The 22327-nt window shown below is 60.7% G+C and carries 17 protein-coding genes and 1 pseudogene; 9 read left to right on the top strand and 9 right to left on the bottom strand.

What is annotated here, in order from left to right; translation table 11 throughout:
- Nucleotides 1-84 precede the first annotated feature (84 nt).
- The 9 genes from ACILSI_RS22160 (at nucleotide 85) to ACILSI_RS22120 (ending at nucleotide 15767) form a co-directional block, all read left to right on the top strand.
- On the top strand, nucleotides 85-3204 hold the full coding sequence (locus ACILSI_RS22160) for a sugar-binding protein (RefSeq protein ID WP_395724102.1): 3120 nt from the start codon (nucleotides 85-87) through the stop codon (nucleotides 3202-3204).
- A gap of 32 nt (nucleotides 3205-3236) precedes the next feature.
- A complete protein-coding gene (locus tag ACILSI_RS22155) occupies nucleotides 3237-5585 on the top strand; it encodes a hypothetical protein (RefSeq protein ID WP_395724101.1) in 2349 nt (782 codons plus the stop codon).
- Between the two features lie 10 nt (nucleotides 5586-5595).
- The gene (locus ACILSI_RS22150) at nucleotides 5596-7275 is read left to right on the top strand and encodes a family 43 glycosylhydrolase (protein WP_395724100.1); all 1680 of its coding nucleotides are present in this window, start codon (nucleotides 5596-5598) and stop codon (nucleotides 7273-7275) included.
- 47 nt (nucleotides 7276-7322) lie between these two features.
- The gene (locus ACILSI_RS22145; protein ID WP_395724099.1) at nucleotides 7323-8138 is read left to right on the top strand and encodes a ThuA domain-containing protein; all 816 of its coding nucleotides are present in this window, start codon (nucleotides 7323-7325) and stop codon (nucleotides 8136-8138) included.
- Between the two features lie 3 nt (nucleotides 8139-8141).
- A complete protein-coding gene (locus ACILSI_RS22140) occupies nucleotides 8142-9479 on the top strand; it encodes a polysaccharide pyruvyl transferase family protein (protein WP_395724098.1) in 1338 nt (445 codons plus the stop codon).
- Entirely contained in the window at nucleotides 9476-11404 is a 1929-nt protein-coding gene (locus tag ACILSI_RS22135; RefSeq protein WP_395724097.1) for a DUF4838 domain-containing protein, read from the top strand. Before ACILSI_RS22140 ends, ACILSI_RS22135 begins: the two co-directional genes overlap by 4 nt.
- A 6-nt stretch (nucleotides 11405-11410) precedes the next feature.
- Nucleotides 11411-12982 carry a sulfatase gene (locus ACILSI_RS22130; RefSeq protein ID WP_395724096.1) on the top strand — a complete coding sequence of 524 codons (1572 nt, stop codon included), beginning with the start codon at nucleotides 11411-11413 and terminating at the stop codon, nucleotides 12980-12982.
- 23 nt (nucleotides 12983-13005) lie between these two features.
- Complete coding sequence (locus ACILSI_RS22125; RefSeq protein ID WP_395724095.1) at nucleotides 13006-14205, top strand: serine hydrolase domain-containing protein; 1200 nt, start codon at nucleotides 13006-13008, stop codon at nucleotides 14203-14205.
- A gap of 266 nt (nucleotides 14206-14471) precedes the next feature.
- On the top strand, nucleotides 14472-15767 hold the full coding sequence (locus tag ACILSI_RS22120) for a hypothetical protein (RefSeq protein ID WP_395724094.1): 1296 nt from the start codon (nucleotides 14472-14474) through the stop codon (nucleotides 15765-15767).
- Nucleotides 15768-16226: 459 nt separating this feature from the next.
- On the opposite strand, the gene ACILSI_RS22115 is transcribed toward ACILSI_RS22120, so the two are convergent.
- The 9 genes and pseudogenes from ACILSI_RS22115 to ACILSI_RS22075 form a co-directional block, all read right to left on the bottom strand.
- Nucleotides 16227-17036, bottom strand: a complete 810-nt coding sequence (locus ACILSI_RS22115) for a ParA family protein (RefSeq protein ID WP_395724093.1) — start codon at nucleotides 17034-17036, stop codon at nucleotides 16227-16229.
- A 186-nt stretch (nucleotides 17037-17222) separates the two neighbouring features.
- Nucleotides 17223-18188 (bottom strand): ParA family protein, encoded by a 966-nt coding sequence (locus ACILSI_RS22110; RefSeq protein WP_395724092.1) that lies wholly within the window; start codon nucleotides 18186-18188, stop codon nucleotides 17223-17225.
- A 207-nt stretch (nucleotides 18189-18395) separates the two neighbouring features.
- Nucleotides 18396-19382 (bottom strand): ATP-binding protein, encoded by a 987-nt coding sequence (locus ACILSI_RS22105; RefSeq protein ID WP_395724091.1) that lies wholly within the window; start codon nucleotides 19380-19382, stop codon nucleotides 18396-18398.
- 24 nt (nucleotides 19383-19406) lie between these two features.
- The gene (locus ACILSI_RS22100) at nucleotides 19407-19763 is read right to left on the bottom strand and encodes a hypothetical protein (protein WP_395724090.1); all 357 of its coding nucleotides are present in this window, start codon (nucleotides 19761-19763) and stop codon (nucleotides 19407-19409) included.
- Nucleotides 19764-19785: 22 nt separating this feature from the next.
- Nucleotides 19786-20277, bottom strand: coding sequence for a DUF6908 domain-containing protein (locus ACILSI_RS22095; protein ID WP_395724089.1), 492 nt, complete (start codon nucleotides 20275-20277; stop codon nucleotides 19786-19788).
- Between the two features lie 20 nt (nucleotides 20278-20297).
- A complete protein-coding gene (locus ACILSI_RS22090; protein WP_395724088.1) occupies nucleotides 20298-20957 on the bottom strand; it encodes an AAA family ATPase in 660 nt (219 codons plus the stop codon).
- Nucleotides 20938-21114, bottom strand: a complete 177-nt coding sequence (locus ACILSI_RS22085) for a hypothetical protein (RefSeq protein WP_395724087.1) — start codon at nucleotides 21112-21114, stop codon at nucleotides 20938-20940. The genes ACILSI_RS22090 and ACILSI_RS22085 overlap by 20 nt, the downstream gene beginning before the upstream one ends.
- Entirely contained in the window at nucleotides 21107-21679 is a 573-nt protein-coding gene (locus ACILSI_RS22080) for a hypothetical protein (protein WP_395724086.1), read from the bottom strand. Before ACILSI_RS22080 ends, ACILSI_RS22085 begins: the two co-directional genes overlap by 8 nt.
- 22 nt (nucleotides 21680-21701) lie before the next feature.
- A pseudogene (locus ACILSI_RS22075) lies at nucleotides 21702-22327 on the bottom strand (hypothetical protein); the annotation flags it as partial.

The raw sequence follows: 22327 nt of genomic DNA, 5'->3' as shown, positions 1-22327 counted from the left end.
ATCGATGGCGCGAATAGGAATGCGCAAAAAGTTGCCGAGCCGGGTTATCACGGGAACTCTCGTCATCCTTCCAAAGCGCAAACCATGAAATGCCTCACACTCCTCACCGCCCTGCTGCTCGCGCCGCTGGCCGCGCTGCACGCTGCCAATATTCAGGCAAACGAAGCCAGCATCACTTCGGGAACCGCTGCCATTGACGGATCACTCGATGAAGCCTTTTGGTCTCAGGTTTCCGCGCAATCCGACTTCACGGTGTTTCAAACGGGCAGGCACATCGCCGATACTACGTTCCGGCTCGCGCACGATGATGCCTGGCTTTACGTCGGCATCGAATGTCGGCACGAGTCGCTGAAGTTTCTTCAGCCCACCGTGGAGGGCCATGACCGTGGGGCGATGAAGGATGAGTCGATCGAGGTGTTTCTCGCACCGCGAGTGACGGAGCCTGCTTACTTTTACCACTATGCGCTGAGCTTCGGTGGCGCACGCGACGAGCGGATCATCACTGGCCCGAACGTTAAGGAATACTGGGATGTGCCCTGGCGCTCAGCCACTCGACGCACCGATCACGGCTGGACTGCAGAGATCGCGGTGCCGCTTTCTCTGCTGCGCTCCGGCGGCGGATTTCACGACCTGCGGATCAACGTGGCGCGCAATCGACGCCTGCCGGTGATTGATTCGCAGAACGTGGTCATCAGCGAATCGCGCGAGAGCAGCAGTTGGTCGCCGGTGAAAAGCAGCTTTCATGAGCAGGCTGCGTTTCGTGCGGTGGCTGGTTTTCCTGTTGGGCTGGAGGTTCGTCAGGTGCCACTGGTGGGCATTAGCAAGGCGAGTGCGGAGATGTCGGACGCTCGGGTGAGCCTGCAAAATCATGGTGCCGCTGCCGCCAAGGTGCGCTTGGCGATGGGCACGACTCGTGGAGAAGTGTTGTCGTTGGAGCCCAGGCAAATCCTCGAAACCCGGCTCGCCTTGCAGGATCCCAGCCCCGAGCAGGCGGAGCTGAGCTTGCTCGATGCCGCCACGGATGAAGTGCTTGGCACCGAGGTCATCGAGAACACCAGCGCTTGGCGACCTCTCACGGCCTTCCTGGATCGCAACTACTACACCAGCGAAGTCGAGGCGGTGATTTACTACCGAGTCAACCCGGGCGCAGGGCTGAAGCTGGTGGCTCGTTCGTCGGAGGGAAGCGAACTGGGAAGCGTCTCTCCCGTGCCTGTCAGCGGTCAGCTCAGGGTTCCGCTGAGCGACTCCATCACGCTGCAGCTTCAGCGCGCCGAGCGGGTGATCTTTGAACTCAAGCTTCCCCTGCGGAAGCTGCCGCCGCAGCCGGGAGCGGAATGGAAGATCGATCAAGCCCGGCGTCTGGTCTTGAACAACGGCAAGCCGTTTGTGCCCTTTGGCATGATCATGTCCGGCGTGCGCGACGACGATGAAGCGGCGTTCAAGCAGCTTGCCGGTCATGGATTCAACACCTTTGTCGTTTGGAACAAGACCACGCCGCAAGGCATGGCGAACTACCAGCGGCTGGCGACAAAACATCATCTCGCCCTCGTCAGTGCCCCCGACGAATGCGCGGAGCCGATCCTCTGGGACGCGCACGCTCGCTATGACGGCGAGCTTTTGAAACAAGTGCGGCGCATCACGGATTCGCAGAACCTCACCCAGCTCAAGAATGTGCTGACGCTGCCGGTCTCGCTTCCTGAACGTGAGACGATCTACGGCGAGTTCTTCCACAAGAACCTCTATCACATGATCGCCGGAGTCGAAGCCGTGAAGCGCGCTCCGAACCTCGCCGCGCACTTCATCATGGACGAGCCGCTGCCCAAGGAGGCCTTCAACCAGGTGAAGTTTGGCCAGGAATACTTTGCCCGCGTGCGACAAGCTGATGGCTATCATCCAATCATCGTCAACTACTCCAGCCACATCCCCGAAGGCGCGGACTACACGAACTGGTGCGACATCCTCGTCACCGATCCCTATTGGCATCCGCCCGCAGGGGACGAGGTTCGCAGCACGCCGAATCACGTCGCCAAGGTCGCGTGGATGACCCGGCAACGTGCTGAGGCCGCCCGACAGCCGGATTGGCAAATCCTGGCCTGTCCGCGCTGGAGCCGCCTTTACAAGCGACCGCTGACGGCCGACGAGATCCGCTGCCAGACCTACCTCGCGCTCATCTATCGGGCCACGGGCATCGTTACCTTCGCCTACAGCAACATGCGTGAGGCCGACTGGCAGACCTGCCAGCAAATCGGCAAGGAGATTAGCCTGCTAACACCGTTCATCGCAGGGCCGGAGCCATCGACTGACATCCGCTACGACCGGGCTGTGCTGGATGTTTTGGAGAGTGCTCCCAGCTTTGTTGAATCCCCCTTTGATCCGAAAGCCGAGCGCTACCCAGACGTCCACGTCGGCATCTTCCAGAACGATCAGGGGCAAACCATCCTGCTGGCCGCCAACGCTCGTCATCACCCCGTGCGTTGTCGCTTTACCTTCGATCAAATGACCTCAGCGAGAGAAGTGTTTGGCACGCAGAACATGGAAATCCACGACCATGGCTTCAGCGATACTCTGGAGCCGTATGCCACTCGCGCCTGGTATCTGCAAAGCACGGGCGACCCCAATGCCAAAGCTTTGCGTGTGCAGCAGACGGTGCTGAAGCCCGACCTCATGATAGTGGAACCCTTTCTCCCAGGCGGCTTGAGAAAAGGGCGCAAAAACCTGCTACCCAATCCCAGCTTCGAAGACACCACCGCCGCAGGTTGCGCCGACTACTGCCTCATGACGACCGGTGCGACGATTCACGAGAGAGGAGCCCTCTTCGGCAAACGATGCATCCAACTCACCAAGACCACCACCGGCGGCTACGAGCAACTCATGCTGCGTTGTGATCCCGTGAGCGCCTCTGCGCAAACCTACACGCTCTCCGTTTACCTCAAGGCCGATCGCAACGGACGCGATGCATGGCTGCGTGGCATGAAGATGAACGCCGAAAAAGAGCACGGCGAAGCCATTGCGATCAAACTCAGCACCGAGTGGCAACGCTACTCCATCACCGGCGTGATTCCCGCCAACGTCAGCGAAGCCAGCTACGAAATCCGCCTCCGCGAGCCCGGAACCATCTGGGTGGATGGAGCGCAGCTCGAACTCGGCGCAACGGCGACTGAGTTTGAGGAATCTGCGGACCACTCCAATCCTCACCGCCCATGAACACACGACGCCAATTTTTCCGATTAAGCTCAATGAAGTCCACCATCACACTCCTCACCGCCCTGCTGGTCACGCCGCTGGCAAACATGCTCGCCGCCGAGCCGGTGCGTGTGGAAATCTCTCGCGACACCTCCATCTCATCTTATCCGAGTGAAGTGGAGGGTAGCAGCGGTGCGGCACCGAAACTGAAGTTCAAAGGCGTGCAGGAGTTGTCCTTGATCGACATTGATTGCACCGCACTCAAGGGCAAGCGCGTGACGAAAGCTGAGTTGCATCTCCATGGCGAAGGCGATGTCGCGTTGGGTCGCATGACTGTCTCGACGATCACCGATGAGTGGGTTGAAGGCGCTGCGGCGAAGCTGACGAAAACCCCGGGAGCAAGTTCGTTCGCCTGGGCTCACACGGGTGAGAGGCGCTGGGGCGGCAACCAACCCGACATCACGAGCGTGATCAACGGCGGCGGTGGTTCCATCTGGAGCTTCGCCGATGCCACGCCCCGCGATGCGGACCGCTGGCAGGTCATCGCGGTGGCCCCTGCGGTGGTGCAGGCGCGCGTGGATGGTCGTTGCTTCGGCTTCGCGGTGATGGATGACGTGGGCAGTGAATACAGCCGCGACGGCAACACATTCACTTACCGGCCCTTTCCGAATCGCTTCGTTTCCAGCAAGGACGACAAGCGGAGCACGCGCCCTTATTTCCTGCTCTGGCTGGAAGACGGCGCACACGAAAGTCCGACGACCGTGAGCCCGAAGACCGCAGTAGTCATGCCCGCGCAACTGCCGCCGCTGCGCGAAGCCGCTGCCGCAGCGAAGCTCCCCATCGATTGCCGCGATGAGTTTGGCGAGCCATTGCAGTCGCTGGATTTCTACGCGGCGAAAGGCGAGGCGATGTCCTTTACGGTGGCCGCAGCGGCGAGGATCGAACTCGCGCAAGTGAAGACCAAAAGCTTCACGATGCCTCTGGTCGAAGGCCATGCGGATCCTTTGAAGCCCGGCGGTGGCGAAAGCCCGACGTGCATCGAACTCTACATTCCGAAGGACGCCAAGGCCGGCCGCATCACGGGCAGGCTCAAGATCGGCGCTCAGTCGCTGCCATGCTCGCTCACCGTCTGGAACTTCACGCTGCCCGATCATCTCTCGTTCATTCCGCAGATGAATGCGTATGGGCTGGCCGGTCACCAGCGCGACTACTATCGCCTCGCGCAGGAGCACCGCACGACCCTGAACGTGCTGCCTTACCGCGGGACGGGAAGAGTTACCGCTGGGCCGGAGATTAAACCCGACGGCACTTGGGATTGGACGAAATGGGACGCGGAGTTTGGCCCCTTACTCGACGGTTCCGCCTTCCACGATCTGCCCCGAGGTGCCGTGCCCATCGAGGCCTTTTACCTCATGCTGAATGAGAACTGGCCGATGGATCACGAGGCGCATTTCAAAGGCGGCTACTGGATCGAGTCCGCCTATGACGATGCCTACTGGCAGCAGTTCCGCGACGCGGCCTCGCGCATCGCACGACATATCAGGGAACGGGGCTGGTCTGAGACGATGTTCGAGTTTTATCTCAACAACAAAGTCGCCGCAAAGAAGGCCGGGTGGAACAAGGGCTCGGCGGCGTGGCTTCTCGATGAACCGGGCAATACGCAGGACTTCTGGGCGCTGCGCCGATTCGGCATCGAGTTCTGGAAAGGTGTCGGTGCTGCTCCTGGAGCGCGAGTGGTCTATCGCGCGGACATCTCGCGCCCCCAATGGCAGCGCGATCTGTTCGACGGTGTCGTCAACGTGGAAGTCGTCAGCGGCTCGCTGCGAACCTACAACGAAAGCGTGATGCAGCGGGCGCGACGCAATAGCGACCTGATCTACATGTATGGCAGCGCGAACGCCATCGGCACTCCAAACGTGATCAACGCCGCGTGGTGCGTGGAAGCCTGGGCACTTGGCGCCGACGGCGTCGTGCCTTGGCAGACCCTTGGAAACGAGAAGTCCTGGCAGAAGGCGGATGAACTCTCGTTGTTCTATCCCACCGCCGAAGGCCCGGTGCCGAGCTTGCGCTTGAAGACCTTCCGTGCCGGTCAGCAGCTCGTCGAGTATCTCACCATGTTCACGGCGCTCTCCGGCGAGTCGCGCGAAAGCGTCGCCGCCGCCGTGATGAAGGAGCCCGGATTGCACGCCACAACAGTGAAGAAGAATGACGACGACGCCGGCAAATCGGCCTTCGGCCCCGAAGCGCACCGCTCCGTCACATCCCTGCGCATGCGCCTCGGCCAATGGCTCGATGCAAAAGCGCCCGCCCCGCGCGAGCGCTGGCACGATCCGCGACCCGGCCCCCGCGATGCGTCCGCAGTGAAGGATCGGAAGGTCGTGGGTCAGACAGGCCACCGATGAGAAAACACGCATGAATACAGTCCTCACCCTCCTCACCGTCCTGCTTCTCGCACCGCTGGCCTCGCTGCACGCGGCCGAACCTGCCATCCAACCCGCTTGGGGCGATCAAGGAGACGGCACTTATCGCAATCCGATCCTATGGGCGGACTACAACAACCCGTGTGTGTTCAAGGCAGGGGACACTTTCTATCTGACCTGCGCCTCGCATCACTTCATGGGCATGCCGTTGCTGGTATCGAAGGATCTGGTCAACTGGACGCATGCTGGGCGCATCTACTCGCGACTCGGTGGAGTTCATGCGGACTTCACTTTCCCTGGCAAGGCGTGTTCCGCTGGATCGCAGGATGGCGAGGTGGGGTTCTTCCGCGGGACTTATTACATGTTCAACTGGAGCACGAAATACCGGGGCTTTGTCTGCAAGGCCACCGCGCCCGAAGGCCCCTGGAGTGAGCCGATCAGCCTTTCGGAAAGGATCGTCGGCGACTTCGAGGACCCGTGTCCGTTTTGGGATGATGATGGCAAAGGCTACTTGTTCCTGTTGGGCAATCCGGGAGCGCTGCGGATCTACCGCCTGAACGACACCTTTGATGCCATCTTGGACCAAGGCACGATTTTGATCGATGACATCCCGCCCAAGGGACCGCAGGTATTCAAACGCAACGGCTTCTATTACATCTCCGTCGCCTCCACCGGTAAGAATAAAGACAAGGCGCAGTATGTCTATCGCTCCAAGTCGCTCTACGGGCCTTATGAGAGCCGGAAGATTTTTCACGCAGGTAAGGCCGACATCAATGCGGCACAGGGATCGCTCGTCGAGGTTAGTGGCGACCGTTGGGCCTTCCTGCATCACGACTACAACCTCTTCGCCACCTATGGCCGCCGCCTTTATCTGGAACCCGCAGGCTGGACGGCTGACGGATGGCCGTGGATCGGCGTTGATGCCGATGGCGATGGAGTCGGTGAACCCGTCGGCCTCACTGAACCCTACGCCAAGCCCGCGCTGCCAGTCCAACGTATCAACGCGGCGGATCCTTCCGATGAGTTTGATACGACGACGCTCGGCGGTCAGTGGGCTTGGAATCACGATCCCCACGACTCGCACTGGTCGCTCACTGCGCGGCCGGGATACCTTCGATTGACGGCGCGGCATCTAAACACCCAAGGCGGTGTTTCTCAGTTTGGCCGAACGAAGGTAACCTATCGCGAAGACCATCTTCTCTTTGCCTACAACACGCTCGTCCAGCGCCTCTACGGAGCCGAGTCCGACATCGTCACGAAGCTCGACACCGCGAACATGATCGACGGCCAACGCGCCGGCCTCTGCACGATGATCGATGACTATACCTGGATCGGAGTCGTCAAAGAGGGCGGCATCAAACGCATCCGTTTCGCCAAAGGCACAGCCACCACCGGCCCCGGCGCATTCACCGATGGTCCCGAACTCAAACAAGACGCCATTTGGCTTAAGCTCGAACATCGTCACTACAAAGGCACGATGTTTTACAGCCTCGACGGTGAACACTACGAGCCACTCGGTGATCGCGACTATCCCTATCGCACCGCATGGTATGAGGGCACTAAGGTCGGCCTGTTTTCCTACGCCGTGTCATCGGGAGCAGAAGGCGGCCACGCGGACTTCGATTTCTTTCACCAGAGTCATGACGGACCAAAAACAGCCCGCAAAGAATGACGTTGAGCCTTCTCCGATCATCTCAACCGTTCACTCTACCCATCACCATGAAGCAACTCATCCTCTCATTGCTCCTGTTCGCCAGCATCGCCCACAGTCATGAACCTGCGGCACCCGCACCCAAAGGCACCGGACTCAAAGTGCTCGTTTATTCCAACACCGGCTACTATCGCCATCCAGACACGCCGAAGGTCAATCGCTGGCTCGTGTTACTCGGTCATGAGAACGGCTTCGAGGTGGACGTGACGGAGCATTGGAAAGACATGCGTGCCGAGGAACTAAGCCGCTACGACGTGCTCGTGCTCAACAACGCCAACGAACTCGACAAGGTGCTGCCCGAGGAGCAGCGCAAATCGGTGGAGGAATGGTTCACCAAGGGCGGTAAGGGCATCGTCGGCCTGCATGCTGCGCTGGTGCATCAGACCAAGTGGCCGTGGCTTAATGCGCTCGGCGGATGCGACTTCAATAGCGATTCCGACTTTAGCAAAGCCAAGGTCACCATTGATCCTGCTGCGAAAGATCATCCGTCCGTCAAAGGCCAACCCGCCGAGTTCTGGATCGAAGCCGACTGGACCAATCACGACCACGTCGTCACCGGACAGCCCGGTTTCAACGTCCTTATGCGCGTGGACGAGAGCACCTACACGCCGGTGCGCGACTATTTCAAAACCCGCAACGGCAAGCCCATGGGCGCGGACCATCCCATCGCCTGGACACATGAACCGGCGACCGGTGGCCGCTTCTTCTACACCGAGTTCGGCCACGACCTGCGCTCCCTGAGCACGCCGTTCGCACGGCAGCATGTGCTCGAAGGCATCAAGTGGGCCGCGAAGGCAGCACCCGAAACACCGAAGCAAAAGTAAGCCATGAAACACACGCTTACCCTCATCGCCCTGCTGCTGACGTGGTCGCATTTGTCAGCAGCCGATGCACCACAAATCCTCATCCGCGAGGCGCTTCAGTTTGAAAACATCGGCGACAGTGGACGCGTGCCGGGGACGATTCGGCTGCTGTATCAGCATCTGCCGGAGGCGACCATCACGCTTTGGCCGTGGCAGCTTCATGAGCGCGAACGGGAGATGCTCATGAGGGCTTTTCCGAAGCTGCACATCGCCGAGGGCGAGGTGGATGAGACGGGCGTGGCCTCCACGCCGGCGCTGGCGGAGGCGTGGAAGGACGCGGACATCTTCATCACTCCGGCGCGTCATGCGAAGACGTTTCAGACTTGGGCGAAAACGGGCAGGCCGTATGGCTTCTTCGGCTCGTCGTTCGATCCTGTGTCGAATCGCAAGGACCGTCCACAGGGCGATACCTTGGATGAGTTGCAAAAGGTCATCTCCTCGCTGCCAGCGGATCATTTCGACGGCCACTACAAGTCGCGTGAGGTCTATGACGGTGCTTCCTTCGTATTCGCCCGCGACACCTATTCGCTCCTGTATTTGCAGGGGCAAAAGTTGCGCACACCCATCGTGGAGTTCGGCCTCGACGGCACGTTTGGCATCGCGGTGCGGGATGAAAAGCGGGCGCAGAGCTGGCTGCGGCGCATCGGCGTGGAGGAGGGAAAGTTCATCTGCGTGCTGCCGCGACTGCGCTACACACCCTACTACCGAGTGAAGAATCTGCCGCGCGACGAGGGCGACTACGAGATCGATGCGATCAATGCCGAGCACGCCGCCCGCGATCATGCGCCGCTGCGTGACCTCATCACGCTCTGGGTGCGCGAGACCGGGCTGAAGGTCATCCTTTGTCCCGAGATGACCTATGAGATCGCGGTGGCGAAGGAGCACCTCTTTGACCCGCTGCCCGCTGACGTGAAGGCGAACGTCATCTGGCGCGACACCTTCTGGCTCGCCGACGAAGCCGCGTCCGTCTATGCCCGCGCTGTCGCTGTCGTCAGCGCGGAGTGTCACTCGCCCATCATCGCCCTTTCCCAAAGCACGCCCGCCTTCTACGTGCGCAATCCTGCGGACACCGTGAAAGCGCAGATGTTCCGCGACATCGGCCTCACGGATTGGGTCTTCGAAAGCAGCGAAACCACCGGCCAGCAGCTCTGGGAAAAACTCAAGCCCATCCACGAACACCGCGCTGCGGGTCGTGCGAAAGTGCAGGCGGCGATGCAGCAGGCGTCGGGCATTCAGAAACGCATGGTTCAGGCCATCGCAGACGCGGTGGCGAAACATCGCTCCCAGCAGAAACAGCCATGAAGCTCTTCGTTCTCCTTTTCCTCACACTCGCTCATCTCGGCACGGCCCACGCCGACATCACGCTCGTGCGCGAGGGCAAGGCGCAGGCGGTCATCATCGTGCCGGAGGGGCTTTCCAAACATGTGCAGAAATCGGCGGCGCAGTTGACGGGCGGGGCGATGAGCGTGCCGCTGGCGGCGGTGGAGTTGGCGGACTATTTGCGGAAGGTCAGCGGGGCGAGGCCGGTGATTGCCACGGAGACGCAGAAGGGTGTGGAGGCGGCCTCGCGCATTTACATCGGGCACTGCAAGGCGAATGCGGATCTCGCGGTGCAGCCGGAGGAGTTTGTCGTTCGCACGAAGGGCAAGGACTTGCACATCTGCGGTGGTGATGCGGGGCCGGGCGGCATGATTTGCCAGGGCACGCTCTACGGCGTGTATGATTTCATCGAGCGCGAACTCGGCGTGCGCTGGCTTTTTCCCGGTGAGCATGGCGAGGTGGTGCCGAGGCGATCCACGATCACCATTCCCGACCTCGACCGCCACGAGCAGCCGCGCATCGAGAAGCGCAAGGTGCGCAATCAGGCCGTGACGCGTGAGGACACCTTCGCGCCGGTGCTGAAGCAGTGGGGCATCGCGATGGAGGCGTGGAAGGCCGCGCAAGGTCCCGAGGCGACAGGCGCGTGGTTTCGCCGCATGAGGCTCGGTGCGCGCATCGAGATCGAGGGCGGTCATGCTTACGCGGGCTGGTGGGAGAAATACGGGAAGGAACATCCCGAGTGGTTCGCGCTCCAGCCCGACGGCACGCGCACGCAGCAGCCGGTGCGCGAGCGTCTGTGCAAATCGAACCCCGCACTGTGGGATGAAATCGCGCGGGTGCGCATCGCGGAGTTCCAGGCCGATCCGAGCAAGCGCATGGCCTCGCTCGCGCCGAATGACGGCGGCGCGAACAAGTGGTGCATGTGCGCCGCGTGCCGTGCGCTCGATCCCGCCGATGCGCCGAAGCTCCTGAACGATCGCAGCCTCATCGACCCCGCCACGAAGCTGCCCTTTGCCGAATATCCCGCGCTCACGGACCGAGTGTTCACCTTCTTCAACGAGATCGCCAAGCGCGTGCGACGCGAGATGCCGGACCGTGACCTCGTCGCCTACGCCTACTCCGTGTATCGCACACCGCCGGTGAAACTCGGCCCGCTGGAGCCGAATCTCATCATCGGCTACGTCGGCCTCGATCCCGCCGACATCAAGGCATGGTCCCGCATCGCGCCGCGACTCTACCTTCGACCCAACGACCTCGGCCCCGCGATTGATCTCGGCATGCCGCGCAACAACGCCGTGCAACTCGCCGAGGCAGTGAAGTTCGCCGTCGAGCACAAAGCCATCGGCTTCGACTTCGACAACTGCCACGGCAACTGGAGCGCCCACGGCCTCGACTACTACGTGCTCTGCAAAGCCCTATGGAATCCCGCGCTCGATGTCCGCGCCACCATCGCCGACTACTGCCGCGCCGCCTACGGACCCGCCGCCGTGCCGATGCAGCGCTATCATGACCGCCTCGAAAAGATCAGCGACCAAGTCCGCGCCGATTCGCAACTCGTCGCCAAGTCACCGCACGCAGCGCGGCTTCGCCGCTATTACAGCGATGAAGCGCTCACCGCGCTGGAGTCCGAAATCGTCGCGGCAAAAAATGCGGTGAATCGCAGCAAGGATCCCGACGTGCACGCCACCGCCCGCATCGAAATGGCCGCCGAATCCGTCAGGTATGCCCGCCTAGTCACCGCGCTGCTCGAAGTCGCCCACGACAAGAAATCCCCGCTCTTCACCGAGCGCCTCGCCGCCGTGGAAGCCTTCCTGAAGACCAAAGTCCTCACCCCCGAACTCGCCCCACTGCACAGCCACCGCTACCTGCGCATGGCTTTGGCGTATGCAGAGCGCGAGGTGGAGTAGCACGATATGAAACACACCCTCTCACTCCTCACCGCCCTGCTGCTGGTTTTTCTGGCCACACTCCACGCCGCCGCGCCACCGCTCAACGTCCTGCTCATCACCGCCGATGACCTCGGCTATGAGGCCATGGACTTCCTGGATGGCAAGGTGCCGGGTGTCACACCGAACCTCAGCAAGCTCGCGTCCGAGAGCCTCAGCTTTCAGCATGGCTTCGTCAACAACGCCATTTGTTGTCCGAGCCGCAGCATCATCGCCACGGGGCGCTATGGGCATAACAGCGGGTTGTTTGGTTTTAACAAACTCCCCAAGCCGATCCCCACGGTGTTCGGCACTTTTCAGAAGGCGGGTTATCTCACGGGCGTCCTCGGCAAGGTGAGCCACTCGACCTGCGATCCGGCTTTCAAGTGGGACTATGTGCACGACTACGCGGAACTCGGCGCGGGGCGCAGCCCGACGAAGTATCACGGCTTCGCGCAGGAGTTCTTCGCCCGCAGCAAGTCGGAGAACAAACCCTTCTACTTCATGGTCAACTCCCATGACCCGCATCGCCCGTTCTACGATCCCAACGGGCGCGGCAAGAATGGCGAGGAAGTCCCATCGCGCCTCTTCAAGCCCGAAGAGATGGTCATTCCCAGCTATCTCCCTGATCTGCCGAAAGTGCGCGAGGAATACGCGCATTACTTCAACTCCGTGCGTCGTCTCGACGACACCGTGGGCCGCGTGCTCAAGGCGCTCGATGACTCCGGGCTGGCCAGTCGCACGCTCGTCGTCTTCATCACCGATAACGGCTCCGCCTTTCCCTTTGCGAAGGCCAACACCTATCTCGCCAGCAATCGCACGCCGATGCTGTTTCGCTGGCCGGGCGTGATCAAACCCGGCTCGGTGGACAAAACGCACTTCGTCTCCGAGGTCGATTTCTTCGCGACCTTCCTGGAAGCGGCAGGCCTGCCTCTTCCCGAAGGACTCGACGGACTCTCCCTGGTCCCGCTTCTCAAAGGCGGCGAGCAGGACGGACGCGACTACGTTTTCACCCAGATCGACTACACCATCGGCGGGCCGCCAAAGCCGATGCGTTGCATCCAGGACGCGCACTACGGCTACATCTTCAACGCCTTCTCCGACGGCAAGTTCAAATACAAGAACAACAACGAAGGCCTGACCTTCGCCGCGATGGAGGAAGCCGGCAAAACCAATCCCGCCATCCAGGCGCGCGTGAGCATGTTCCGCTATCGAGTGCCCGAGGAGTTCTATGACCTCGAAAAAGATCCCGGCTGCACGAACAACCTCATCCATGATCCGCAGCATCAGGCTGTTCTGAAAAAGTATCAGGACCGCCTGCGCCAATGGATGATCGAAACCCACGATCACTGCCTTGCGTCATTCGATGTCCGCGCCAATCCAGCGCAGCTCGCGCAAGCCGTGGCCAGCTATCCCAAGCTCGACAAATCCGCCGGCACCGCCACCGAAGCAGGCGAGAAGCCCGAAGCCGAACCTCCGGCACCAACCGACGACAAGGCCGCGAAGCGCAAAGCCAACCGTATGGCGAAGAAGGAAGCCGCAGCGAAGGATGCGAAATGACCAAACCCAACTTATTGATACCCATGATGAAGATCCATCCCACTCTCTATTTTCTGCTGACGCTCACCCTCCTGAGCAGCGTCACCTGGCTTCACGGTGAGCAGCCAAGCAACGGCCTTGCGCCTGAAGTGCCGGGGCTGAATCTGAAGGACAAGCTTTACCAGTTGGAAGCCAAGTTGCCTGACTTGGAGAAGGCATTCATCAGTGTTTCTCCGGCGGACAAGCAGGACGGGCTCGTCGTGGGACTGTTGGGCAAGGATGGCGGGGATCGTGCGGCGATTGAGGCCTATGCCAATGAACTCGCGGCACCAGCGAAGGACGAGAAGGTAGGCCAAGTGGACAGTCTGTTGATCGGCTATCGCGGCAAGCTGATCTTCGAGTCCTACTATCGCCGGGGTCGGGCGAACTTCCCGCATTACCAGATGTCGATCACGAAGTCCTACACCGCGCTGGCGATTGGGCGCGCGATTCAGATGGGGCTACTGAAGATGGAGGATCTCGACAAGCCAGCGATTGGCTTCTTGAAGGAACTCGATGCCACGAAGCTCGTCGCTGGCGCGGACACCATCACGCTTGCGCAGGCTATGCAGATGAGTTCGGGCATTCGGCTTGGCGACAAGAGGGCAAACGAATTGATGAAGGATCCAGCGAAGCTCAAAGGCCAGGGCGAAATCCAAACATACCTGCAACACAGCGCCCCGATCCCGCCGATGCCACGCGAGTTCAAGTATCAGGAGCCGGACACGGCCATCGCGATGCAGGTGCTGCATGCCGCGGCACCCGGCGGCGCGGAAGAGTTCATCAAAAACGAACTGCTCGGGCGTATGAGCATCACTCAATACCACTGGGAGCCCGCCATCAGCGGCCTGCCGAAGTCCGCCGCTGGCAGCAGCATCCTATCGCGTGACATGCTGAAGTTCGGCCAGCTGATCCTCAACAAAGGCAAGTGGCAGGGGCAGCAACTCATTCCCGAAGCCTACCTCGCGCGAGCGACCACGCCGAGCCAGATCAACGAGCGCTACGGCTTCTTCTGGTGGGTGGAAGATTTCACTGTCGGCGGCAAGACTTACCACAGCCTTCAAGGTCGCGGCGCAGGCGGGCAGTTCATCTTAATGTTCCCCGAACTCGATCTCGTCGCCGTCGTTACCTCTCACAACAAAGGCATGGGCGACACGCTGCAAACCCTGCCGCAGCGGATCCTTCCGGCGTTCGTGCAAAAATAGACACGGGTAACCGGAGCATTGTGATGAAGACGCAAACACCCGCCTTCCGCCTCACCTCCGTGAGGCTCGTGCCGATAACTGCAATGCAATCCGCATGAATCACCCCGTCCCAGCTCCACGCCCAAGGCCAACTCGACCCGGCCCCCTCAAAAGCAATTTCCTATCAGAAATTTCCTATCAGACAGACCCCCTCACACCCCGTCCCAGCTCCACGCCCAAGGCCAACTCGACCCGGCCCCCTCAAAAGCAATTTCCTATCAGAACTCATGAAATCGTTTCTTTTCCTGCTCGTCGTCAGCTCGCTTCATGCCGCTGAGCCAGCTTCATCTGACGCCGCGCTCCAAAGCACGGTGGATCGCGCACGCATTCTCTCCCAGGTGAGATGGACGCCTGTCGCGGGGACGATGCCGAATCGGAAGGGCGGGTTCTTTGAGGCGGGGAAGGAGAATGTCGGTGTGCCATACTCCAGCGTGCGGTCGGAGGGGCGCTACATCGGTTTTGACATCGGATTGCGCACGTTTCTCGCGGCGGTGGAGAATCCGCAGAGCGTGCTCTACACGGAGAACCTCACGGGTAAGGTCTCGAATGCCGCAGCTTACTACGGCAGCGTTTGCTCCGCCTACACCAGTTACGCGTTGGGCTGTGGGATCTGGGAGGTGAGCCGCCGCTATGGTCCGCAAATCAGCGATGGCATCCGGTTGGTCGAGTCGCAGTCTGCGGACGCCGCGCAGCCGGGTGATGTGATCTACACGCCGCATGCCACCGAGACTTCCGGATCGCATGTGGAGATGGTCACGGCGGTCATCAAGGATGCCGCGGGTCGCGTGATCTCCGTGCGCGTGGATGAAAGCCGCCCGCCGACCACCGCCACGACGGAGCGCAGCGCGGCCGCCTTCAACGCGCATCTCGCCTCGCGGAACAAGCAGCTCTTTCGCATCACGGATCGCGAGGCCTGGCGCGGCTCGAATCGCTCTGAGCCGTTGCTTTTCCCGAACTACGAGGCCGATGCCGCGAAGCCGACGATCAATCGCGTTCTGCTCCTCGATCTCGGCGACTGGGTGCCGTATCAGAAGAGCGAGCCCGTAAAGTTCAACGTCATGGACCGCGATCAGCTCGGCGTGAAGTCACTCGTCATCCGGCGCGGCGGCCAAATGGTGGAGGAAATCGCTCTCGAAGGTCCCGGCGTGCATGAGCACACCTTGGACAACTGCGGCGACTACACCGCGCAGGTCATCCATCGCGATGGAAAGCCCAGTCAGGCATGTGAGTTCGCGGTGTGCGATCTCCAGCTCACGTTGCCGAAGGACAAAGTGTCGATGAAGGGCGGCTGGCAGGTCGTTTTCAGCGCGGAGAACATCAAACCCATCGTCATCTACCTCTGGAACGAGGCCGACAGCTACGGCCGCCATCCGCTCTTCCTCACCGAGGAGCAACGCCGCGCCGGATCACTCACCATTCCCGCGAATCTGCTCCAAAAGCCCGGCAAGCTGCAAGTCTGGCTCATAGGCGAACACAAGCTCGGCCGCCTGAAACTGCGGAAGGACATCACGATGGTGCCGTGAGGCGTCGCGTTGCTCCTGATTGGAAATGGGCTACCGCTCATGGCGTTGTGGCGCAAGTTGCCAATGCGTGTGCCGTTCACAGGGCACACCATGCGCTCCCAATCACTGCTCCTCCTCACCAGCCTTTGTCTGGCATTCACATCGCTGGATCTTTTCGCCGCGGCACCGGTGTTTCGTGCGGGGGCGGCCACGAGCAACATCACGCCGACCATCGCCGTCGAAGCTGGCGCACGCACCAGCCGACCGCCGGCGACGCATGTGCATGATGAGCTGCACGCACGTTGTCTCGTGCTCGACGACGGGGAGGCAGACCCCCTCACACCCCGTCCCAGCTCCACGCCCAAGGCCAACTCGACCCGGCCCCCTCAAAAGCAATTTCCTATCAGAAATTTCCTATCAGACAGACCCCCTCACACCCCGTCCCAGCTCCACGCCCAAGGCCAACTCGACCCGGCCCCCTCAAAAGCAATTTCCTATCAGACAGAGAGACGGCTGACGGCGCAGAAACTCTTCTGCTAGGGCACGATACGCCGCCGCGCCTTTGCCCTGGGGATCGTATTCGAGGATCGTTTTGCCAAAGCTCGGCGTCTCTGCCAGGCGTACCGTGCGGGGGATCACGGTCTGGTAAACGAGATCGCTGGTGGAGTTCTCCCCCAGGTAGGCGCGGACATCATTGACGACCTGCTGGGACAGGCTGTTGCGGCCATCGAACATCGTCATCAAGACTCCGCCGAAATGCAGGTTGGGATTGACCCCGCTGGCGATGATTTGCTGCACGATCTCTAGAAAGTCGGAGAAGCCCTCCAGCGCCAGGTACTCACACTGAATCGGCACCAGAATCTCATCCGCCGCCGCTAGGGCCGAGGTCATGATCACGCCTAGGGAGGGCGGGCAGTCGAGCAAAATGAAGTCAAACTCGGGGCGTGGCCGCAGCTCGTCCAGCACCTCCCGCATGCGCGTCAGATGCTGGCCCCGCTGGGCGAGCTCGATCTCCGCGCCAGCAAGCTCACGGTGGGAGCGGATGATGAACAAGTTCTCCACCCGCGTGCTGCGCACGGCATCCCAGGCCGGGGTGCCATCCACCAGCGCCGAATAAAGGCTGCCACCTTCCTCCTTCGCCAGCCCGAGCCAGCTCGTGGCGTTCCCCTGCGAGTCCAGATCCACCAGCAGCACGCGCACCCCGCGCTCCGCCAGGCAGGCGGCGAGATTGACGGTGGTGGTGGTCTTGCCCACGCCGCCTTTTTGATTCGAGATGGCGATGATGCGCATGATAGGAGTGATGATTGTTCAGTGATTCAGCCGCCATGCTGCCGATGGGCAAGGGTTGTTTAACTGTGATTAGCCATTTAATCTTGTGAGAATATGGGAACGGCTCCACAGGACTTGGAAGCGGAGGCTGGCACAGTCCGCTAAGCCGCTAATGTCCTGATATGGCTGGGATTGAATGTTCTCCGTCTAGCTGCGCCAGTAATCCCGCAGCTTGCGCCGAATGTTGGCGACGACTGAAAGCTTGTCTTTGTCTGATGATTTGCCAAGCCGATCCAAGACCTCCTTGGCGAGTTTGCGCAAACCGACGTGGAAGGGCTTTGTTGCAGGGCCATAGCGGGCCACGAGGGTTTTGGATGCCTCCGAACCCCAATCAGTCGCCTTCATGGCTTCGGGACGATGCAACACTTCTGCTTCTTTGCTAAAGAGGGGCGGTATGGCGTTCAGGTCTTGCAGGCGTATGAGAGCGGCCCGCGCTTTGCTATACGTGCTGCTGCTCCGGTTCGGGCAGATATTTAGTAAAGTGCCGAGAGGCAAGATTGTATGCGTCGAATTCTTCTGTGCATCCTGCACCTGCTCCACCACGCTTTCGATGTCGGAGACGCTCAAAAAGTCGGGAATCTCCGGCAACAACCAACGGTCAGTGGCGCGTAGGCCCATCGTCGTCCAATACGCAATTTCTGAGCCGGGAAAATCAATCAGCACGATGTCGAAATCATTCGCCAGCGGTGCCAGAGAGTCTTTCAGTACATCCAAAAACTTCCAACGCTCTGCCCGGTCAAGACGATTGATTTTTTCGGTAAACTCGCGCCAGTCGTCACGATTCGTTGCCAGCACCGACAGTGGGCCAAGTGGAACGGAACCTTTACGAGGTTTTCCGCCAGACTCGCGATGAAGCAGGCACACTGCCGCTTGCTCCTTGGAAACGCCGCCATTACAAGCCAGCCACAAAAGACTGGTGAGCGAGTGCCCTTGCTTGAATGCCTTTTCAAGCGTGGCTTCTGGAATCAGGGCTTTGGACGTGCTGCCTTGAGGGTCGAGATCGACGACAAGAATTCTTTGCTCATGAAGCGAGGAAAGAAAATCTGCGAGGAACACCGTGAGGGCGCTTTTACCAACGCCTCCTTTCATGTGGAAGATGCCGATTGTGGTCATGAGGTGAGAGGCGTGCTAATTATGCCGCTGACATTCTTAGGGCGTCCCCGAGCCACGTCCAGGGCCAACACGACCTGTCACCCAAAAAGCAATTTCCTATCAGACAAACGTGGACCAGGGCAGCACCGATCAAGTGACCGCACGGTGCCCGCAGGCTCCAATAGCCGACGGTTTGTGCGCTTGAAGGTAACTTCGGCTCCATGATGCTTACGATGACATGCCACTCCGAGTCTCACGAACGCAAAACCCAATCTTCCTCCGGTTCTTCCCCTTCTCTCCCGAGTGCTCCGCCTTCGCCTTCTTCACCTTCCTGATCTCCCGCTGCAGCATCTTCTGCGTCACCTGCCACTTCTCCGAATCCGCATCCACACTGCCCGCATGAATCGCGTTCACGCACACATTCAGAATGTCCCCGCCACTGAAACCGCGTGATAGCTCCGCGAGAACCGCGTAATCAGCCTGCACCCGATCTGGGTTGGGTAGATGGAGGGCGAACAGCTCCCGGCGCATGGAGGCGTCGGGATTGCGAAATTTGATGTGGCGCTGGATGCGGCGAAGCAACGCGGGGTCGTAGTTCTCAAACAGGTTGGTGGTCACGATCACCACACCGTCGAACCGGTCTAGCTCCTGCATCAGGCAGTTGCGGTTCTGGTTGATGGAGGTTGAGCAGGATTCGCCGGTGGCCACGCGCTTGGAAAGAAGGCTGTCAGCTTCGTCGAAGAACAGCACGGCGTCATGCTCACGGGCAGCGGCAAAGGCGGCTTTGATGTGCTTGGCGGTGTCCCCCAAGTATTTGGAAATCACCGCGCTGTAGTCCACCTGATAGAGCGGCTTGCCGAGGCGCAGCGCAATACCCAAGGCGGCGCGTGTCTTGCCCGTTCCCGGCGGGCCGTAGAAGTTCAAAATGCACTTTCCTTCCTGCGGTTGGATGCTGCTGAGGTTCCAGATGCGGTCCAGGTCGGCGCGGATCTCCAGCGCGCGCAGACCGGCCAAGATGTCCGTCTTCACTTCTGCATGGAGGATCAGCTTGTCGAGTTCATGGCGCGCCTCTGGCTGCACGAGGTGGCCGACGTCAGGAGCAGGTTCCTCTTCAATGCGCCTCCGACGGCGCAGGTTGCGATGGTCCTCGGCGGTGGCAGCATCGGGTGGTAGTTCGATTTCAGGGCTTTGGCTGGTCAGGATGCGTGTGGGCATGGTGGTGTCGTGTTGGTTATGGGTTCATGCGGCAGATTGTCTATCCGCAGTGTGCGTATAGCAGGTGCCGCAAAAGGCGTGTTCAAGGCGGGTGGTGTCGGTGCATTGCACGATCTGCCGCGCATAGGCCGGCATGCGGCGGCGCAGGATGATCATCTGCTTGGGGCTGAGGCACCCGCGCCGCTGATACTGGCGTGCGAAGCTGGTCATTATTTCCGCATCAGGTCCGGTGAACCCGATGCCATTGCGTTCGATGGTGGTTTCACGGCATTGCTCATCAGCCGTCTGGTTCTGGTAGATGCGCATTAGCGCTCGCAAGGCCCAGCGGTCGTTGCTGGCGAGGCGATGGCGCAGTTGTTCGATCATGTCTTTCTTGCTCATGGGTGGAGGGATGGGTTCAGGTTCATGAATCGGCGTTGAGCCGATCTCCCCTTGGCCTCGTCACCGTGGCCGCGTGTGTCGCGCCGTTTTGATCACCATATTGGCGCTCGAACACGGCCATGAACCCCTGCTGCTTGAGGTTGCGGTCCCACTGGGTGGCGAAGTCGCGCAAATCACGCATGAGCGAGGGCTCGCGAGCTTCGACGAGTCCTGCTGGTGTGACTTGGGCGACCACCTGATAGCAGGAGAGGTAGCTGTTCTCGAAGGTGAGCGGCGTCCATGTCGTGCCTTGTTCCGCAAGAGCCACGAGGAACGTGATCTCGGGGTCGCGCATGGCATCACCGTTCTGTTCGCTGTAATGCGCGATGCTGAGTTCATACGCGCCGTTTGGATACGGGCCACCGATGACCTCGATCACCAACCGCATGAACGGCGGGTTCTCGAGGCGGAGGTAGCGAGTGCGGACGGCTTCAAAGCCGCCGTGTTGATCAATCATTCGTTGGATGTGTTGCATGGTCGTTCGTTGGTTCGGGTTCAGGGTTGGTGGTGGTCGAGGTAGGATTCGAGATCGGCGAGCGCGGCCCGCACGCAGCCGCCGCTGCCCACGGCGATTTGTGAGGCCGTGAATGCAGGCACCGGCCAGTGCGTGCTCAGGAACGCCGCCAGTTCCTCCGTGGTCGGCGGCAGCAGCTTGATCGCTTGGAACCGCGTCTGGAACCGCTCGGTGAGCAGGTCCAATTGCAGGTTGCTCGTGCCGAGGAACGCCCGGCCCGGTGGCAATCGGTCAAGGTAGGTGAGCAGCAAGTCCTGCGCTTCACGGGAACAGCGGTCCAGTTCGTTGACGATCTTGACCGACCATGAACTAAACAGGCTGCCATAAGGCAGTTGCCGCATCCACTCGCGCACGAGGTCCACCGTCACCTCACGCCCGTTGTAGTCCTCAATGGACAGCGGCGTGCCTGCGAGCTGCAAGGCCACCAACTCCACCACGCTGGTCTTGCCCACGCCCGGCGGGCCATAGAGCAGCAGCTTCATCGTGGCCGATGGATCACCGGCAAGCCGCTTGGCTTTGCTGGTTTGCGCCAGCGCCACTCGTCTGGCCTGGCCGATCAGATCTTCCGCCGTGCGCGGTCGCCAGTTCATCGGGGAAGCCGGAGCTTGTTTGAGCGCACGTTCACGCAGCTTGGATGCCATGATGGACCTCCTTCCCATGAGACGTGGAGAGCGTCGTAATCGCGGCCGTGATGGCCCGTGCGCCCTTCTTGTAGAGCGTGACGGCCAGCAGTTCGCCGTCGAGCCACACGGCCCAATACCGCTGGCCATACTTGGTGATGGAAAGGCGATCACTCATGGCTCCAGCCCTCCCGGCGAATGCGCGCCTTCACGGAGTTGATCGACAGCTTAAACTGCGCCGCTGTCTGCTTGATGGAACCGGTTCGGCGATACAACCGCTTCACCGCCTTCCAATCCACCAGCGTGCCATTGGTGGTCACGCTGGTGCGTTTGCGCCGTGACTTCGGCAGTGTGGGCGTGCCAATGATTTGCTCAGCGGCAGGCGTGAACACATCGAATCGCTGCGGTGGTGGCGGAGGATCATCCGGCGTGATGCGGGCTTCGCGCATGGTGGCGAGTTGTTCTCTGACTGCTTCGCTGGCGATGGGCCGCAGCATCTGCTCCACCGTGGCGGGAGCTTGACCACCTCTCAGTCGTTGCAGAGCTTCGACGAGCCGCGCATCGACGATGCTTTGAATGAGTTCGACGGGGATTTCGGTGATGGCATAGACCACGCCGGTCAGCGAGTTGAGCCCCATCAGGGCTTTCATTTGCTCACGGGCTTCACGTGGGGAGTCGGCCTCCACACGGTCATCGAATAGGACTTGGCCAGCACGGCTGGCGATTAGTTTGAAGAGTTTCATTTTCGTATATTTTGGGTTTGGGTTAGCAGGCAAAGAGGCAGGACTGGTGGCGGGGAAGGTGATCCGCAGACTGCGTAGCCTTGCGGCGAGCTTGAGCAGACCGCAGCCGTGGGACGAAGAACGTGTTGCTCACCTGCATGCCGCCCCACGCCTCCCATGGACCGAAGAGGCGGGTTTCATGAGCATTCATCCACACCCAGCGCCCCGGCAGCTTGTGTAGCGAATCAGGGCCGGTGGTGTGAACCACGAGCGCCGCTGCCCGTGTGTCGCTCATCGGACCAGCGGGAATGGGTTCTTTGCGGTGCTGCGTCAGACGCTTGAGCGCGTCTTCATACCCGCTCCACGTGCCGTTGTGGAACAGCACCGTTTCCGCCATGCCGCTCAGGCTGGTGGAGGCCTTCGGAGTGACAGGGAACGGATGGCACAGCCGCGCATCTACCCCGCCCACGCTGGCCCAGCGGAAGTGGATCACCACTTCGCCCTCCAGCTTCTTGAGCAGGGTCACAAGCTCGCCGGTATTGAGGTTCTTCTGCCAGCGCACGCGACCACCTTCGCGCCATGCCACGCCCGCACCATGCGGGTTGGCTTCATGACAGGCATACAGCACCTCGGACTTCGGGCGCACATTTTGAGGACATATCAGGATCA

It is taken from the genome of Prosthecobacter sp., assembly GCF_044232965.1.
In the GTDB taxonomy this organism is placed as follows: domain Bacteria; phylum Verrucomicrobiota; class Verrucomicrobiia; order Verrucomicrobiales; family Verrucomicrobiaceae; genus Prosthecobacter.
Note: the sequence above shows the minus strand (reverse complement) of the source record. Positions and strands in the feature narration are given on the sequence as shown.

Coding starts and splice junctions, on each gene's coding strand:
- ACILSI_RS22160 (WP_395724102.1), top strand. CDS start 85: ATGAAATGCCTCACACTCCTCACCGCCCTGCTGCTCGCGCCGCTGGCC.
- ACILSI_RS22155 (WP_395724101.1), top strand. CDS start 3,237: ATGAAGTCCACCATCACACTCCTCACCGCCCTGCTGGTCACGCCGCTG.
- ACILSI_RS22150 (WP_395724100.1), top strand. CDS start 5,596: ATGAATACAGTCCTCACCCTCCTCACCGTCCTGCTTCTCGCACCGCTG.
- ACILSI_RS22145 (WP_395724099.1), top strand. CDS start 7,323: ATGAAGCAACTCATCCTCTCATTGCTCCTGTTCGCCAGCATCGCCCAC.
- ACILSI_RS22140 (WP_395724098.1), top strand. CDS start 8,142: ATGAAACACACGCTTACCCTCATCGCCCTGCTGCTGACGTGGTCGCAT.
- ACILSI_RS22135 (WP_395724097.1), top strand. CDS start 9,476: ATGAAGCTCTTCGTTCTCCTTTTCCTCACACTCGCTCATCTCGGCACG.
- ACILSI_RS22130 (WP_395724096.1), top strand. CDS start 11,411: ATGAAACACACCCTCTCACTCCTCACCGCCCTGCTGCTGGTTTTTCTG.
- ACILSI_RS22125 (WP_395724095.1), top strand. CDS start 13,006: ATGATGAAGATCCATCCCACTCTCTATTTTCTGCTGACGCTCACCCTC.
- ACILSI_RS22120 (WP_395724094.1), top strand. CDS start 14,472: ATGAAATCGTTTCTTTTCCTGCTCGTCGTCAGCTCGCTTCATGCCGCT.
- ACILSI_RS22115 (WP_395724093.1), bottom strand. CDS start 17,036: ATGCGCATCATCGCCATCTCGAATCAAAAAGGCGGCGTGGGCAAGACC.
- ACILSI_RS22110 (WP_395724092.1), bottom strand. CDS start 18,188: ATGACCACAATCGGCATCTTCCACATGAAAGGAGGCGTTGGTAAAAGC.
- ACILSI_RS22105 (WP_395724091.1), bottom strand. CDS start 19,382: ATGCCCACACGCATCCTGACCAGCCAAAGCCCTGAAATCGAACTACCA.
- ACILSI_RS22100 (WP_395724090.1), bottom strand. CDS start 19,763: ATGAGCAAGAAAGACATGATCGAACAACTGCGCCATCGCCTCGCCAGC.
- ACILSI_RS22095 (WP_395724089.1), bottom strand. CDS start 20,277: ATGCAACACATCCAACGAATGATTGATCAACACGGCGGCTTTGAAGCC.
- ACILSI_RS22090 (WP_395724088.1), bottom strand. CDS start 20,957: ATGGCATCCAAGCTGCGTGAACGTGCGCTCAAACAAGCTCCGGCTTCC.
- ACILSI_RS22085 (WP_395724087.1), bottom strand. CDS start 21,114: ATGAGTGATCGCCTTTCCATCACCAAGTATGGCCAGCGGTATTGGGCC.
- ACILSI_RS22080 (WP_395724086.1), bottom strand. CDS start 21,679: ATGAAACTCTTCAAACTAATCGCCAGCCGTGCTGGCCAAGTCCTATTC.